The following is a 16,357-nucleotide window of genomic DNA, read 5'->3' as shown; positions in this document are numbered from 1 at the left end:
ATGGCAGGCCTTTATATCCATATTCCCTTTTGTGCAAAACGTTGTTTGTACTGCGATTTTTTCTCCAATACGGAGATGAAGTACAAAGAACCGTACCTTGCCGCCGTGATCCGTGAGTTGGAATTACGCAAGGAGTATACGGATGGCGAACCTGTCGAAACCATTTATTTCGGTGGCGGGACACCCTCCCAACTGGAGGCGAAGGATTTCGACCGTATATTCAATGCCATCCACCGGCTTTTCGATGTAAGCCATTGTCAGGAAATCACCCTGGAAGCCAATCCGGACGATATGACACCCGAATATGTGGCCTCCCTGCGCTCACTCCCCTTTAACCGTGTCAGTATGGGAGTACAAAGTTTCAAGGAAGAGGACCTCCGCTTCCTGAACCGTCGCCACAACCGGGAACAGGCCTTGCGAGCAGTCGAGTTATGCAAGGAGAATGGTTTATCGAATATCAGCATCGACCTGATATACGGCCTGCCCGGACAGACTGTAAAAGAATGGGAAGCCAATCTCGACACCACTATCCGGCTCGACATTCCACATATCTCCGCTTACCATTTAATATATGAAGAAGGTACGGCTTTATATAAACTAAAGGAAGCCGGAAAGATTTCTCCCGTAGAAGAAGAGATCAGCGTGGCCCTTTTCACCTCACTGATAGAACGGCTGACGGCAAACGGATATCAGCAGTATGAAATATCCAACTTTGCACGTCCCGGAATGCTCTCCCGCCATAACAGTTCGTACTGGACCGGCAGGAAATACCTGGGGATAGGTCCGTCCGCCCATTCCTATAACGGAATAAGTCGACAATGGAATATATCCTCACTCCCGGCCTATCTCCGGGGAATCGATAGCGGTTCACCCGACATAGAATTAGAGGAACTGGATTTAAACACCCGCTACAACGACTTCATTATCACCGGACTTCGCACCATGTGGGGTGTCAGTTTAGTTGAAATTCAAAGACAGTTCGGAAAAGAGAAACTTGCCTACTGTCAAAAGCAGGCAGCCCCTTACCTTAAACAGGGCCTGCTTATTCAAAAGGGCGAAACTTTACTCCTTTCCAGGGAAGGGATTTTTATCTCCGATGGTATCATGAGCGACCTTTTATGGGTCTAATTTTAACAAAACAGCCCTCCGAAACAACGAAATGCGGGGTTATTCGTACAAATTCTGCACATTTTCACGATTTTTGAGAAATAAATTGTACAACATATAAAACTATTATCTATATTTGCCCTGTCAAAAGCAGCAAATAGTGCCATATTTATATATAATATCAGGTTGCAACGGAGCAGGGAAAACAACGGCTTCCTTTACAATACTTCCAGAAATGTTGAAGTGTAAGGAGTTCGTGAATTCCGACGAGATAGCCAAGGGGCTTTCCCCTTTTAATGCAGATAGTATCGCCGTAGCTGTAGAAGCAAGCCGTATTATGTATAAGCGCATCAAAGAACTCATCGCAGCCGGTGAGACTTTTGCAATGGAAACTACGCTCGCCACCCGATCAGTCGCAAACCTGATCAGGGAAGCACAAAGGGAAGGATATTATGTGACATTGTTATATTTCTGGTTGAATACGCCGGATTTGGCAGTGGAACGGGTAAAAATGAGAGTGGCTGCCGGTGGTCATAACATACCGGAAAGTACTATCCGTCGCAGATACGAGGCGGGTATTCACAATCTTTTTGAACTATATATCCCCATTAGTGATTATTGGATGGTAACAGACAATTCTATGTCTCCGATGGAAGTAATCGCCAAAGGATTCAAGAATGAAAAAAAAGAGATATATAATTCGGATATTTACACTAAACTTGAACATCATGAGTGAACAAGAAGTAAGAGAATTTGAAGAGAATATAGTTAAAGGAGCCAATATAGCTTTTCAACGCTTAGTTAACCAGAAAAAGAAAGAAGACGGAGAATTAGTATTCTCACGTAACGGATATATTTTCCGCGTAAAAGCAGCTGAACTTGAAAAAGGCATGTTTTAATTATATCAGAATATAAAAAAAGCGAGTGATTGTATCAATCATTCGCTTTTTTTATGGCTTTAATCCCATCCCGGATAGCCAGACGTTCACATCCAGCTATCTGGAATTCAGATTTCTTTCCTATTATTCTACCAAATCCATCTCCTCCAGCAGATAGCCGGCTCCGGCATATTTGTCGATCAGGAATAAGACATAACGGATATCGACGATGATACTGCGCTGATAGTCCGGTAAGTACTGGATATCGCCGCCTACACCTTCCCAGTTACGGTCGAAGTTGATACCGATCAGTTCGCCGTTCGCATTCAGGACAGGACTGCCGGAATTACCTCCGGTAGTATGGGTCGTTGCACTGAAGGCTACCGGCATTCGTCCGTCGGGCATCTGATAGCGGCCGAAGTCTTTGGCTTCATAAAGCGCTTTTAGGCGGGACGGTACAACAAACTCCCAATTCGTAGAATCTTCCTTTTCCATCACACCGTCCAGAGTGGTCTGGCAGTTATAATAAACGGCATCCTTCGGACGATAGCCTTTCACCTGTCCATAAGTCAGGCGCAGAGAGAAATTGGCATCGGGGAAATTGGCTTTATCCTGATACATTGCCAGCAATCCTTTTACATATTCTTTATGAGCCAACGCATATCCGGAGTCGAAATCGGCCAGGGCGGCATTCAGATTCGCTTTTTCCTCCTGCACGGATTTGGCAAACAAGATCATCGGGTCCTGCTCCAGAGCTTTCACGGAAGGACGCGTTTTAAACTTGTCGAAGTTCTCTTCGCTTCCGTAGATAGATTTATCGAACAGGTAATCGACAAAACGGTCTACATCACCCTTGAATTTCTTGTCAATCAAAGAGAAATAAGCAGGCTGGGACTTTGCGGGAACCAGGCGGCGGTATTCTTTCAGCATGACCTTTGCAATCTTCTTGTCTACTTCCGGGGCATAATCCTTATCGGCGAAACGATGGTAAGCCATATCCAGCAGACGGATTTGTTTCTGTTGCTCGTTGCGGTCTTTTCCCTTCAGGGCATCACTGACGGACTGCACCTCTGTCGGTACTTTTGTAAATTCAATCCCACGCAGGATAGCCTCATCCAGCATCCAGCTACGGAAACGGAGGTCTTTCCGGTCGGAAACTATCTGTTCGAGGGTCAATAAGGCTTCCGGGTAGCTTGATTCGTTATTCTTTTGCGCCCAGGCAATCAGACGGTCTTGTTCTTCTTTTTTTACCTGCTCGAAGTTACGTTTCTTTATTGCCCAGTTGCTTCCGATAGCATTCTTATAGGCATTGGTCGAACCGGCATATTTGCTGGCGTACTGGATACGGACAGAAGGGTCTTTCAGCATCTCGTCCAACATGACTTCCTGGCGAAGGTTACGGATATTGATACGAACTGTATTGTCTATGTCGCGACGTTCGGCCACCTCCCAGGAGGTATAGTACTTGTTTGTGCGGCCGGGAAATCCCATCATCATGGCATAATCGTCTTCTTCAACACCTTTGACGGATATTTTAAACCAACGCTTCGGACGCAGCGGGACATTCGATTCGGAATATTCCGCCGGATTACCGTTCGCATCGGCATAGACACGGAAGACGGAGAAGTCGCCGGTATGACGCGGCCACATCCAGTTGTCGGTATCCGCACCGAACTTACCGACAGATGAAGGAGGAGCACCGACCAGGCGGATGTCGGAATAGATTTTCTTCGTGAACATATAATATACGTTACCTCCGTAGAAAGCCTTAATCTCTACTTCCGTACCGGGATTATCCTGCAGGAACTTTTCTCCGACTTTGGCTTTCGCCAACCCGTTCAGGTATTTCGGGGAAAGGAAGTTCATGCTTTGCGGGTCTGTATCTTTCTCCAGTTCTTTCTTTACATAATCGGTTACATCTTCTATCTTGTCGATGAAGGTGACGGTCAGTCCGGGGTTCGGTAATTCCTGCTCACGGGTTGTCGCCCAAAAGCCATCGGTCAGATAATCATGCTCCAGCGTACTGTGTTGTTGTATCTGGCCGTATCCGCAATGATGGTTTGTCAGCAACAGGCCGTCCGGCGAAACGATTTCACCTGTACAGCCTCCGCCGAAGATAACGACCGCATCTTTCAGGGATGCGGAATCAGGACTGTAGATATCGTAATCCTGCAATTTAAGTCCCAGCGCCTGCATTTCCGGAAACTTCTGCTGCTGGAGTAACGGAAGCAACCACATGCCTTCGTCCGCAACAGCGGGCAATGACAAAGCGGCGGCCAGAACGGATAATAAGATTTTCTTCATGGTGTTTTATTGTTTAAATTATTATTATTTCTTTGTCCATTGGGAATAGGGTTCCTTAGTCAGCATCGAATTGTAATATCTACGGTCTCCACTGACCTCTTCCCCTATCCAGTCGGGTTTCTCAAACGGTTCATCTTCGGAAGCCAGTTCTATTTCGGCCATAACCAGGCCTTCGTTGGCTCCGTGGAAGACATCGACCTCCCAGGTATGTTTGCCGACGCGAACCAGATGGCGCACTTTGTCGATAGCTCCGGGTTCGCAGAGGGTCAGAAGCTGTTCGGCATCCGGCAAAGGAATCTCCTGCTCGAACTCGTAACGGCTCAGGCCTTTATCATCGGAAGGGCCTTTAATGGTAAGAAAACCTTTCTCACCTCTTATACGGATACGCACCGTACGACCGGGCTGCGAACAAATGTAGCCTTGCACGATACGCTGTGAATCGCAGACTTCTTTAGAGAAGTCTCCCTTTACAATGAATTTCCTTTCTATTTCGGTTGCCATAGCTTGTTGCTGTTATAAACCGGAGCTAATACCTTTTTCCTCAGCAGGGAAGTTGTTGCCGACGACGTCGGCAATATTGTCGACACTGTCAGCAAAATTGTCGACGCTGTCGGCAAAGCTTTCGACACTGTCGGCAACAGATTTCCTGCAAGGGTAAATAAGATTTACCCGGTTGTTATCGCCTGTTTATCAGGAGGTAATTCTTATTTGATAGTCACCATAGTGGCACCAAAACCGTATTCACGGAAAGATGCATCCTGATAATAGTATTGTTTGTATCTTGTTTTCAGTTCCTTTTCTATCGCTTTACGCAGAACGCCATCCCCTTTGCCATGGATAAAGACAATCTTTTGTCCTTTATGATTTGCGTACTTACCCAGTATTTCATGAAATTTATCCAACTGGTAGGTCAGCATATCCGCGTTGCTCAATCCGTTTGTATTGTCCAGCAGTTCCGTGATATGCAAATCGACTTCCAATACGGCGCTGTCCGATTTCTTCTTCACGATAGTCTGGGGAGCACGGCGGTCTTCCTGTACTTTCTGATACATCGCCTCTTTCAGGTCAGCCGCAGAAACAAGCAATTCCCTTTCCGGCACGTCGTTACGAACGATGGGATATACCATTGCGTCTTCCTCAAAGAAATCGTTTTCCATAAAACAATGCTGCTTATAGAACTTGACCGTATCGAGATGCAACTCTACGGAGATGGAGTTCTTCAGGGAATAAGGTTTGTCCTTCTTGAAAGCAATCAGCTGCACGCATATCCGTTCGAGGTCGTTCAGGTCTTCCTTGCCGAATTCTTCCAGGAAGATTTTCGTATTCGGTTCTATCAGGCCATTGTAACGGCTGACCCAGCTGTTGTTATGGCGGTTCATATAGTTGAAGAACAGATAGTAGTTACTGTCGTTGATGAAATAAGCTTCATAACCGCTTTGCTGCATGACCTTTGTCGGTTCGAGCGGAAGATAAGCCAGGTAGATATTCATCCGTTCCCCCTCGGCTGTTTCTTCAATTTTCACTTCCTCCTGTTTCGGCTGCGGTTTAGGAGCCGACTGTTGCACCTGCGGTTGCGGCTGTACTTTCGGACGGTTCGAACTATGCACCTGCATCTCATTCTCTCCGCCAACCACAACGCATTCACGAATCAGCGCCGGAATGTCGAATCCGTCTTCATCTTCCACCAGTACCTGGTCTTTTCCTTTAAAACCACGCACGATACCGCCTCCCGTTGTATTCAGGAAGCGGACTTTATCACCTACCTTTATATTACTCATAGCTTTTGTCGTTTATATTTCGTATCGACAAAGATACTTCATTATACCATAATATCATACAAATTTGTACTTTTGCACCCGGGTTCAACAAGAATGTGCCTGATAAACAGAGATAGCAATGGTTACAAAAACTCAACAGATAAGTATTGAAGATTATAATTATTCGTTGCCTGATGAACGAATCGCCAAGTTTCCCCTACCCAAGCGGGACGAGTCCAAATTGTTACTTTACCGTGACGGAAAGGTCAGCGAAAGCGTCTTCAAGCATATTACGGATTATCTGCCGGAAGGCTCACTGATGGTATTCAACAATACCCGCGTAATCCAGGCACGGTTGTTATTCCAACGTGCAACAGGGGCACAAATCGAAGTGTTCTGCCTCGACCCAGCCGCCCCGCACGATTATGAACTTATCTTTCAGCAGACAGAAGCATGTAACTGGATTTGCCTGATAGGGAATGCGAAAAAATGGAAAGAGCCGGTTCTTTCCCGGGAAATTACCGTCGCTGGCCAGACGGTCAGACTATCTGCCGAAAAAGTGCAGAGTTACGGAGAGACGCATCAGGTACGTTTCAGTTGGGATGGCGGTTTCAGCTTTGCCGAAGTACTGGATGCTGCGGGAGAACTTCCGATACCTCCGTATCTTCACCGGAAAACGGAAGAAAGTGATCTAAAGACTTATCAGACTGTTTACTCCAAAATAAAAGGTTCGGTTGCCGCACCAACAGCCGGACTTCATTTCACACCGGAAGTTCTGGCCGACCTGGATGCCAAAGGTTTCGGCCGTGAAGAACTGACGTTGCATGTCGGGGCCGGGACATTCAAACCGGTCAAGAGCGAAACGATAGAAGGGCACGAGATGCATACCGAATATATCTCCGTACGCCGCAGCACCATCGAACGGGTGATGCAGAATTTCGGCAAGATCATTGCAGTCGGCACAACTTCCGTCCGCACGCTCGAAAGCCTGTATTATATCGGCGTCACGCTTGCCACCCATCCGGATGCGACTTCCGAAGAGCTGGTTGTCAGACAATGGATGCCGTATGAGGACGCCAATAACCGTCTGACACCGACCGAGGCTTTGCAAAACATACTCGATTATCTGGACAAACACCAGCTGAATACGCTGATTACAGCCACGCAGATTATCATTGCCCCGGGATATGAATTCAAAGTTGTAAAGGGAATCGTCACCAACTTCCACCAGCCGAAAAGCACTTTGCTGCTGTTAATCTCAGCATTCGTAAAAGGCGATTGGAAGAACATCTATGATTATGCCCTGGGACATGATTTCCGCTTTTTGAGTTATGGGGATAGTTCGCTGCTATTATAATAATGAATCCCGGTCCGGGCAATATCCTATCAATCCGTTCGTTATTACATAATATAAAGATTATCCGGTGATGAATAAGAAGATTACTCCCTATATACTACTGTTTTTAACCGCATTACTGCTGTTTTCCTGCAAATCGGCGAAGCTGAGCGATGCAGAAGAGAAGCAGCGGATTGGTGAATACTTTGAGGCGGCGGCTATTTACCGGAAAGTGTATACGAAAACGTCTCCGCAGAAACGGGATCTACGCGGGTATATCGCCTACCGGATGGCTGAATGTAACCGGCTTATCAATAACACTCCGAGGGCGACCAGTGCCTATATGAATGCGCTGCGCTATGATTATCCCGACAGTATCGTGAGCCTGCGTCTGGGACAGATGTACCAGAAAAGCGGAAAATATATGGACGCCATACGCCATTACAACGACTTCCTGTTATTAAACCCGGAAAGCCAACTGGCCCTCAACGGTATCAAAGGAAGCGAACTGGCCCCGCAATGGAAACAAAACCCGAGCCGTTATATCGTTAAGCGGATGGAGAAATTCAACTCCCGCCGCGGCGAATTCTGCCCGATGCTTTACGGTGAGAAATACGACCAGCTCTACTTCACCTCTTCCCGTACACCGAAAGGAGCCAACAAAGACAAAGACGAAACGATCAGTGCCATCACCGGCCAGCGAAACAACGATTTCTTCCTGGTCAAACAGGATGAACAGGGCAACTGGCTCGCCCCCGTCGAACTGGAAGATGAAGTAAATACCGAATTTGATGAAGGAACCCCTTCTTTCTCGAAAGACGGCAACACCATGTATTACACCTATTGCGCACAGGACCCGGAAGGACCGCGGACGTCAGAAATATATGTATCCACCCGCAGCAGCGCCAAATGGGGAAAAGGGACGCGTGCCAGCATCGTGAAAGACTCGGTTACCGCCCTGGGACACCCGGCAGTCTCGCCCGACGGAAAATACCTGTATTATGTATCGGACGCTGTCGGCGGTTTCGGAGGAAAAGATATTTTCCGCTCCCGGCTCGTAGGTAATGATTTCGGCCCCATGGAAAACCTAGGGCCGGACATCAATACACCCGGCGACGAAATGTTTCCGTACGTACGCGACTCCGTCACACTCTATTTCGCCTCGAACGGCCATCCGGGCATGGGCGGACTGGACCTGTTCAAAGCAACCCAGGACAGCACCGGCAAATGGCATGTCGAGAACCTGAAAGCACCCATCAACTCGATGGGTGACGATTTCGGCATCACCTTCGAAGGAGATAAGGAGAAAGGCTTTTTCAGCTCCAACCGCAATGACGCCCGCGGCTACGACCACCTGTACTCATTCGAGCTTCCTGTCATAACCATCTTTATCGAAGGTATCGTGTCTGATGTGGACGAGAATCCGATTGAAGACGCAACAGTCCGCATCGTCGGAAAAGACGGGCTGAACGAAAAAGTACTGGCAAAAAAAGACGGTACCTACCGCGTAGAACTGGAACGTGATATCCGTTACGTAATGATGGCAAGCGCCCGCGGTTACCTCAACCAAAATTTCGAACTGAAAACCGGACCGGAAGAAAAGAACGAGACGTATATCGTAGACTTCTACCTCTCCCCGATAAGCAAACCGGTAGTTATCGAAAACATCTTCTATGACTTCGACAAAGCGACCCTGCGCCCCGAATCACAGAAGGCCCTGGATGAAATGATTAAGATGCTGAACGACAACCCGAACGTAACAATCGAATTGGGAGCGCATACTGACCGTAAAGGAAGCGACCAGTATAACGAACGCCTGGCACAACGCCGTGCCCAATCAGTAGTGGATTACCTGATAGCAGGAGGTATCGAAAAAGAACGCCTGGAGGCCAAAGGCTATGGCGAAAGCGTACCGAAAGTTATCAATAAGAAGATGGCAAAGAACTACGATTTCCTGAATGAAGGAGATGTATTGACGGAAGAGTTTATCCTGACGCTGACTCCCGAACAACAGGAAATAGCAGACCAGATAAACCGCCGCACAGAATTTAAAGTACTCAGAACAAACTATAACCTGTTCTAAAAGTCGTTATTCCGTTTTACTCTTCGCCAGCACTTCGGAAAAAGAGATGGGCCAGTCAATCGCGCTCATCAATGTTTCGAAAACCAAGCGGTAGTTAAGCGGAATAACCATATACTCTGAATACAGGTCACATACGGTCAGTGCCAGCATCATCTTGATGTTGTAATGCGCCCCTTTCAGGACTACCAGGCTTTCCAGGACCGAAGTATCCCGTGCCTTCTCAAAATCCTGCTCCGTCAAAAGGATTTTATTCTGCAACTTTTGATAATGGGGACAATCAGATACGGAGGCATAGCCATCCGTTCCTTCGGCGATATCCAGTAAAACACGGCAAACAGCAATCCGTTCTCTTTCTTTTGGGTTCATACGTCAATCAAGCCGCCCCGTTTCCCTCGTTTGGCATTTTTATATCATAAAGAAGCGTGGAAACTGTTAATCCATTATTCGGAACTGAGGTATCGCCAAACACCCATCGAACAAATAATAAGACAACAGCCCACGCTCTATTCTACATACAGGAGTATATATAACAAGCGTGAGCGTTCAGTTGTCTATCATCTTTGTCCGACTAGAAACTTGGCGATTTTCAGTTCCAAAGATAATATCTTAAACGCTTACATATCGTTCCCAAGGAGAGCAACCGAAACTCAAAGGACGGCTTCCCCATTGAACGAAGCAAAGATAGCTAAAAGCAAGAATATATATTCTTTGCAAAGAATTATTAACAAGAAAAAAAGATATACCAAAAGGATATTACCGGACGCAGACGACGCAGAAAGCGCAGAATAACGCAGACTTATTAATTAAAATAGTATCTGCGTTATTCTGCGCTTCGTCTGCATTCCTTACTACAAACTGGAACTACTTACTCCACCGTAAACTTATAGATACATTCACTGAGGTACTTTTCTCCCGGATTAAGCACTACACTCGGGAAATCCGGATGGTTGGGTGAATCCGGATAATGCTGTGTTTCAAGACACAAAGCACCACGATGCGGATATAAGACACCATGTTTTCCGGTATCTTTTCCATCCATGAAGTTTCCGGTATAGAACTGGATACCCGGTTCATTGGTATATACTTCCAGAGCGATACCGCTGGTCGGAGAATACGCCTTGGCTGCCAGAACATTCTTATCGCCGTTTGTATTCAGCACCCAGTTCAGGTCATACCCACGCCCAAACTGCAATTGCTGGAACGGGTCGTTAATCTGTTTGCCGATAGCTACCGGAGTACGCAAATCCAGCGGAGTACCATCAACAGGACTGATACCTACGGGAATCAAAGTGCTGTCAACCGGAGTGTAGTTGTCTGCATTAATCATAACCAACTGGTCCAACACATCGGAACCGGGAACACCAGAGAGATTGAAGTAACTATGGTTTGTCAGGTTCACAACCGTCTTCTTGTCGGTTGTTGCTTCATATTTGATACCGACAGCATTGTCATCCGTCAACGTATAAGTAACCTTGATATCCAGATTTCCGGGGAAGCCGGCTTCACCGTCTTTTGAAAGATAAGTTAACTCCAGCGCCTGGTCGTTCAGCTGCTTAGCATCCCACATGCGAGCGTGATAACCCTGCGGACCACCATGCAGGCAATGCGCACCGTTATTTTGAGGAAGCGTATATTCAATATCATCCAAAGTAAACTTACCCTGATTGATACGGTTTCCGTAACGTCCGATCAAAGCACCATAGTTTCCGTCCGACTGCACATACTGCCCGATATTATCATAACCCAGCACGACATCGGTCATTTTTCCATTCTTATCCGGAACCATTACAGAAACCAGGCGTCCACCGTAGTTTGTAATACAAGCCTCTGCCCCATTCTTATTCTTCAACACATACAAGGCGGTCGGCTTACCTTCCACTTCCGATACAAAATCAGACTTCATTAACCCGGAGAGTGTAGCCTCTTCTCTTTTTTCGCCGCATGACAGCAATAAACACATTGCCATAACAGCCATACATAGTCTTTTCATTTCAAATTGATAAATTAAAGTGTTTGTTGGATATAGGGCAAATATACGCCATTCTAGTCAGAATCTCCTTCATCCTCCGAATAATAATATCTTTTAACGAACCCGGAACTTCATCATCTGTACACCTTGTTCTCCTTCGACTCTCAAGGAATAAATTCCAGCAGGAAGGGAGGACAGGGAAACGGTTTCTCCCGGACGGGCAGAATAGTAGACCTGTTTTCCACTCATTGCATAGACTGTCAGGTTTTTGTAATTACCATTCAGATACAGGATATTATCAACGACGGAAATCAAATCGGATGGCAATTGTACTTTTTCTGTTGAAACCGGGTCTTTATAGATCAGTTCCACACTTTGCACCGATAAGGTATTATTCTCCTTTATCAGGCTGCGATTACGGTAATCGGCACTGGATATGGTTATATTCATCTTCTCCGGGGCTTCTTCCGACAGGTAGTCGACAGGTACCGAGATACGCGTCCAGTCGGATAACTCGTCTTTTATTTCAAATTCAGCTTTACCGATCAGGGTAACAGAACCATTCTCCGCCAGCACGTCTTTCTCATTATCGATCAACTCTTTGCCATCCGGACTTTGGGAAACGACTGTTCCTTTCCAGAGATAAAGGACCATCCAGGCAGTTTCTTCCGCAACGACTTTACGTTTGAATACACCGACAATAGAATCCGGACGATGGGTAAATTCTATTCCTCCGGTTGTTCCTCCGTCACTCTTGGATATATCCGAAATATTGGCATATACCCAGGGAGTTCCCAGAGAGATATAAGCCGGTGCATTCGACCCGATTCCAAACAAACCGACAAACTGGTTAGTCAACTGCACGGAGCCATCCGAATTGCGGGTTACCAACTCTTTCTTTACACCCATCTGACTGACATTCGATGCCTTCCAGAAAGCCGGTTGCTTGCCGACTCCATTATAGCCGGTCTCCCATTCAGCAGAGAAATCGCCATTGGGAACAGACTGGGCACTCACATAACTAAAAAAAGCCGCTCCATTAATAATCAGGACACAGCACAAAATCCTTAGTAGAAATTTACTCATAATACATTATTTTATAGTAGTTTACATGACAAATATACAAAAGCCCCCCGGAATAATATCCGAGGGGCTCCGATTTTTTATCCACTTCCCGAAAGGGAGACAGGAAATATTACTTCTTAACAATCTTCACAGTCTTCGCTTCACCATTCGTCAGGACGATCCGTACCAGATAGTAACCGCTACGCAACTGACTCAGGTCGATAACCTGCTCAGGATTCCTGAACAATTTCTGAAGTTTACCGGATGCGTCAATCACATAGATTGCTTCTACCGGCATTTCGGAAACGACTGTCGCATTGTATTCTACGATTGTAGGATACAAACCGACACCTTGTAAAGTGATCGACTCATTGCCTACTGCGCCCATCTTCACATTGAAAGTCACAGAATCACGATGTGACAAGTGGTTTGTAGATTCCGGTATAGTGATATATACCTTGGTTACACCTTCGGATTTACCGATAACGTGTACGCCTTCTACATGGTTACGTAGGCCGGCAACATCGATACGTTCGGCGGCGAAAGATATCTTTGCCGGAGATTCGCAGTTCGCATACAGCAGAACGGAATCACCAACTGTAATCGTTGTCGATTCGACTGAGTACTGTAATCCTGCTGCTGCTTTCGCTATATTCAACTTGCCAGGAACCAGTGTCACGGCGTAGTTGTCTTCATCTGAACTCAGACAGTCGATAACCAGATCGTAAGTGCCGGCATTGACCGGTTTCACATTCGTTTTCACCGTGTAAAGGAAGTTCAGGGCATCCGGATTATCGTTACCGACGAAGCCTTCATATACAGGTTTGAATTCCGGTATTTCATCACCGTAAACGATGTTGACGGTTCCGGCACTGATCTTCAATAAAGCCTTCGATACAGAAAGTGTTCCCGTACCTCCTACGATTGTATAGTTCGCACCCGGATCGCCACCTTCTACATACAATGTATAACTACCGGCACCGGTTATGTCGCCGGAAACTTTTACAGAAGGAGCAGAAGCCGCCTTGAAGTCATCGCTACCGATAAAGCCGGAATAAGTATATTCGAATGTAGACGGCAAAGCCTCGCCATAAGCAATCAGTGCATCCTTCGGTTTCACATATACTTCACGCGGATTGATCTGCATCTTTTCCTTGCGGACAAGCAGTTCGGAACCGTTATGTTTCACAAAGATGGAGATGTTATAGATTCCCGCATCGACCGGCAGATCGTAATCACCGTTATAAGTGACAATCGGAGTGTATTCGGTAATACCCTTCAGATCGGTCAGTTTTACATCGGCAGCTTTACCTTTACCATCGTAATCAAAGACCATATTACCCAATACAACATTATAATCTGCTTCGTTTTTCAGGCGTACTACTTTAAATACTTCCGACTTCAACGCTTCTTCCTGTCCGGATTCAGCATTGTAGCGGGCGGTAATGGTAACACCGTCGTTTTCTGTCAGCGCTTTTGCACGCAGATACCAGATGCTTTCCACCTTCTCTACCTGGATCAGAGCCGGATCGGATGATTCGTAAATAATCTGTGAACCTTCGGCAATCACGGTCGATCCTTGTTTTACAACGGCATTCAGACGAACCAGGTCACCCACGATCAATTCATTCTGTATCGGAGTCCAAACCATGACATAACTGTTATCCGGATACACCTGATAGCGCGCCTTTCCTACAATTGTAATTTCGTAGTTCGGATTTTCCTTGTTGATATCGGTGATACCGGTCAGTTCATAGGTGCCTACCGGTAAGATACCCGCCGGACGGTTATTTAGAACCAGATTCTTGATTCGGTTTCCGACAGCTACGGTAGCAGTCGAATCCAGGCTGTTAGCCGATTCGTCGAGCTTGAAGCCTTCGTAAGAGATAAACTCTTTCTGAACTTCCGCCTTATTAAATTCAGGATCGGCTGAACCGTATGCTCTCTTGATTGTATCCAGACGGATGATCAACGGAGCTTTCGCCACTTCCAAGCGGACACTGTCGTTGGTCATTGTTCCGGGAACCAGCGTGTTCATAATCAACTTATAGTTACGGTCCTTTGCCTGGAACGGAGGCTGGATGGACTTATCTTCAGTAACCACCTTGATATGCAGTGTGTCGTTGTAAGAACCTGCATGCAACGTATTATCGGCAGCAACCGGCTTAACGACAACTTTCGGCATGAAGTCGATGATATCGTCAGGAGTTGTTGTTGTCTGATATTTCGCATCGAAGATGGCTAAGCCACGCTTTTTGTCAGCGTCATTCGGTTCGAACGTCCAGGTCGTATCCTTATCGGCTTCACCATATACACGGTCAACAATTACTTTCCATATAGCCAGCGGACGCTGGTTGATAAGGAACGAACCGTCAACGGTTTTGAATGCGTAGTTCAATGAAGATACTTTGTCGATGTTATCCACTTTGGCAGCATACAGGCTGTCTTCTTTCTGATTCGGTTTCTCACGCTTCAGGTTTACCTCGGTCTTTTCAGTCGCTTTCTTGCCTTCATAATCGAAGTATCCGGCAAGCGGAGCGACTTTGAAGCCTTTGTCGCCTTCAGCTGTCGCAGAAATATAATTTACTGCCTCAGCTGTTTTCGAGAAAGCATAAGAAGGAGCACTACCAGTTTCCAGACGTTTAGCCAGATAGAAATAACCGTCAGGATTAGGTTCACCGTAAATCTTTTGCATTACCTTGACCGGTTTATCATTGATAATAACTTCAGCATCAGCCGGGAATACGGTGATTGTAATGGTATCCTGCTTAACTTCGTACTTTCCTGCAGCGATTGCCTGGATATCGTAGTTAGAAAGAGTAGTCGACACTGTAGTTGTTGCTGCAGCATTTAACTCATAACTATATGTTCCAACATCACTTTTTGATTGACCTAATGCAGCCGAAGTAGCCGTATGAACTACCTGCAGTTTGGTTGTACCGAATAATGCCTCCAGCGTCTGGTCGTTCTTCAAAGTACCTTCTGTGATTAGGAGTTCTTTTCCGAAGATGTTCTTCACATTCGCATCGTCATACAAACGTGCGCTGTCGGGAACAGCCAGTGTCAGCGGAGATTGTTTTATCGTCAGAACACCTCCGAGAGAAGCTCCACCGGTAGATATCTGTAGATTCAACTCATAATTCTGAGCTTGTCCACCTTCCAACTGAATGACATGCAAGGTATTTGCTGCTGCCGTTTTAGTTGCAGTCGGGAAAGATACATTCGGCAATACATTCACTTGTGAATTAGTAAAAATAGCCTCCGTTTCATCATTTACGAACCCGCTGAACACAAAGTCTTTGGCAGACCAGGGAGTCGCCGGGTTTTCGTCTCCGTAGAAACGGCTGGTGTCTTTGGCTGCAATGCTCAATGTAGCCTTATTCACTGTCAATGTTCGAGTTATAGTAGCATCACTCCGATTACTGGTAAAGAAAACTACATTCTCACCATTTGCCGTATAGCTAAAATAATCCGAAAGATTATCGGCTACAAACCCAAGAGCCTGTCCGCCCCCGACTGTCGGCGTCGCAGAAAATTTCAATACACTGGCTACGGTAGCACCGTCCTTGAAAGATACGGTTCCATTCAAACCGCTGGCCGTACCGTCCTCTGCTTTCACATACAGATAACTAAAACTACTACCTGTCAAGCCGGCATCGAAAACAACCGTATTCATGTCCTGTCCATATGTCATCGTTACCGGATCTGCGGCATTGAAACTTACATATATGGTATCGGGAACAGCCGTTTGCGCCTGCATGATACCGCCTGAAACAAGCATCAGGGGAAGCAGCATAAGCTGCTTCCTCGATGTTAATATTGATTTAATATATTTCTTCATACTAAATTAGTTTTACA

Annotated in this window: 12 protein-coding genes; 5 read left to right on the top strand and 7 right to left on the bottom strand. The window is 46.3% G+C overall.

Translation table 11 applies throughout. The annotated features are described in order from the left end of the window. The 3 genes from hemW (at window position 1) to C825_RS07370 (ending at window position 2,006) form a co-directional block, all read left to right on the top strand. Window positions 1-1,128: a radical SAM family heme chaperone HemW gene (gene hemW / locus C825_RS07380; protein ID WP_010802003.1), complete on the top strand. Its 1,128-nt coding sequence runs from the start codon at window positions 1-3 to the stop codon at window positions 1,126-1,128. Between the two features lie 115 nt (window positions 1,129-1,243). Next, on the top strand, window positions 1,244-1,843 hold the full coding sequence (locus C825_RS07375; protein WP_007654847.1) for an ATPase: 600 nt from the start codon (window positions 1,244-1,246) through the stop codon (window positions 1,841-1,843). Further along, on the top strand, window positions 1,836-2,006 hold the full coding sequence (locus C825_RS07370) for a DUF8506 family protein (RefSeq protein ID WP_007654848.1): 171 nt from the start codon (window positions 1,836-1,838) through the stop codon (window positions 2,004-2,006). Before C825_RS07375 ends, C825_RS07370 begins: the two co-directional genes overlap by 8 nt. A gap of 123 nt (window positions 2,007-2,129) precedes the next feature. Here C825_RS07370 and C825_RS07365 read toward each other — a convergent pair whose 3' ends face one another. The 3 genes from C825_RS07365 to C825_RS07355 all read right to left on the bottom strand — a co-directional run bounded on the left by C825_RS07365 (window position 2,130) and on the right by C825_RS07355 (window position 6,067). Beyond that, window positions 2,130-4,289 carry a S46 family peptidase gene (locus C825_RS07365; RefSeq protein ID WP_010802002.1) on the bottom strand — a complete coding sequence of 720 codons (2,160 nt, stop codon included), beginning with the start codon at window positions 4,287-4,289 and terminating at the stop codon, window positions 2,130-2,132. Between the two features lie 24 nt (window positions 4,290-4,313). Then, window positions 4,314-4,790: a CYTH domain-containing protein gene (locus C825_RS07360; protein WP_010802001.1), complete on the bottom strand. Its 477-nt coding sequence runs from the start codon at window positions 4,788-4,790 to the stop codon at window positions 4,314-4,316. 203 nt (window positions 4,791-4,993) lie between these two features. Then, window positions 4,994-6,067: a DUF2027 domain-containing protein gene (locus C825_RS07355; protein ID WP_010802000.1), complete on the bottom strand. Its 1,074-nt coding sequence runs from the start codon at window positions 6,065-6,067 to the stop codon at window positions 4,994-4,996. Window positions 6,068-6,185: 118 nt separating this feature from the next. Between C825_RS07355 and C825_RS07350 the strand changes: the two genes are divergently transcribed. Then, window positions 6,186-7,403, top strand: coding sequence for an S-adenosylmethionine:tRNA ribosyltransferase-isomerase (locus C825_RS07350; RefSeq protein ID WP_010801999.1), 1,218 nt, complete (start codon window positions 6,186-6,188; stop codon window positions 7,401-7,403). A gap of 70 nt (window positions 7,404-7,473) precedes the next feature. Then, complete coding sequence (porE, locus tag C825_RS07345; RefSeq protein WP_007654853.1) at window positions 7,474-9,465, top strand: PorE family type IX secretion system protein; 1,992 nt, start codon at window positions 7,474-7,476, stop codon at window positions 9,463-9,465. 6 nt (window positions 9,466-9,471) lie between these two features. Here the strand turns inward: porE and C825_RS07340 are convergent, their stop codons facing one another. The 4 genes from C825_RS07340 to C825_RS07325 all read right to left on the bottom strand — a co-directional run bounded on the left by C825_RS07340 (window position 9,472) and on the right by C825_RS07325 (window position 16,340). Next, entirely contained in the window at window positions 9,472-9,831 is a 360-nt protein-coding gene (locus C825_RS07340; RefSeq protein WP_010801998.1) for a hypothetical protein, read from the bottom strand. Between the two features lie 499 nt (window positions 9,832-10,330). Next, window positions 10,331-11,455: an aldose epimerase family protein gene (locus C825_RS07335; RefSeq protein WP_007654855.1), complete on the bottom strand. Its 1,125-nt coding sequence runs from the start codon at window positions 11,453-11,455 to the stop codon at window positions 10,331-10,333. 93 nt (window positions 11,456-11,548) lie between these two features. Then, window positions 11,549-12,520 carry a T9SS type A sorting domain-containing protein gene (locus C825_RS07330; RefSeq protein WP_010801997.1) on the bottom strand — a complete coding sequence of 324 codons (972 nt, stop codon included), beginning with the start codon at window positions 12,518-12,520 and terminating at the stop codon, window positions 11,549-11,551. Between the two features lie 109 nt (window positions 12,521-12,629). Then, window positions 12,630-16,340, bottom strand: a complete 3,711-nt coding sequence (locus tag C825_RS07325) for an MBG domain-containing protein (RefSeq protein WP_010801996.1) — start codon at window positions 16,338-16,340, stop codon at window positions 12,630-12,632. Window positions 16,341-16,357 lie beyond the last annotated feature (17 nt).

This window comes from Parabacteroides sp. ASF519 (genome assembly GCF_000364265.2).
Lineage (GTDB): Bacteria > Bacteroidota > Bacteroidia > Bacteroidales > Tannerellaceae > Parabacteroides > Parabacteroides goldsteinii.
The sequence above is the reverse complement of the archived record's forward strand: the minus strand, read 5'-3'. Positions and strand labels throughout refer to the sequence as shown.

Bases quoted from the DNA above. Each gene is read 5' to 3' on its own strand.
- C825_RS07330 (WP_010801997.1), bottom strand. From the start codon at position 12,520: ATGAGTAAATTTCTACTAAGGATTTTGTGCTGTGTCCTGATTATTAAT.
- C825_RS07335 (WP_007654855.1), bottom strand. From the start codon at position 11,455: ATGAAAAGACTATGTATGGCTGTTATGGCAATGTGTTTATTGCTGTCA.
- porE (WP_007654853.1), top strand. From the start codon at position 7,474: ATGAATAAGAAGATTACTCCCTATATACTACTGTTTTTAACCGCATTA.
- C825_RS07340 (WP_010801998.1), bottom strand. From the start codon at position 9,831: ATGAACCCAAAAGAAAGAGAACGGATTGCTGTTTGCCGTGTTTTACTG.
- C825_RS07350 (WP_010801999.1), top strand. From the start codon at position 6,186: ATGGTTACAAAAACTCAACAGATAAGTATTGAAGATTATAATTATTCG.
- C825_RS07370 (WP_007654848.1), top strand. From the start codon at position 1,836: ATGAGTGAACAAGAAGTAAGAGAATTTGAAGAGAATATAGTTAAAGGA.
- C825_RS07360 (WP_010802001.1), bottom strand. From the start codon at position 4,790: ATGGCAACCGAAATAGAAAGGAAATTCATTGTAAAGGGAGACTTCTCT.
- C825_RS07325 (WP_010801996.1), bottom strand. From the start codon at position 16,340: ATGAAGAAATATATTAAATCAATATTAACATCGAGGAAGCAGCTTATG.
- C825_RS07365 (WP_010802002.1), bottom strand. From the start codon at position 4,289: ATGAAGAAAATCTTATTATCCGTTCTGGCCGCCGCTTTGTCATTGCCC.
- hemW (WP_010802003.1), top strand. From the start codon at position 1: ATGGCAGGCCTTTATATCCATATTCCCTTTTGTGCAAAACGTTGTTTG.
- C825_RS07355 (WP_010802000.1), bottom strand. From the start codon at position 6,067: ATGAGTAATATAAAGGTAGGTGATAAAGTCCGCTTCCTGAATACAACG.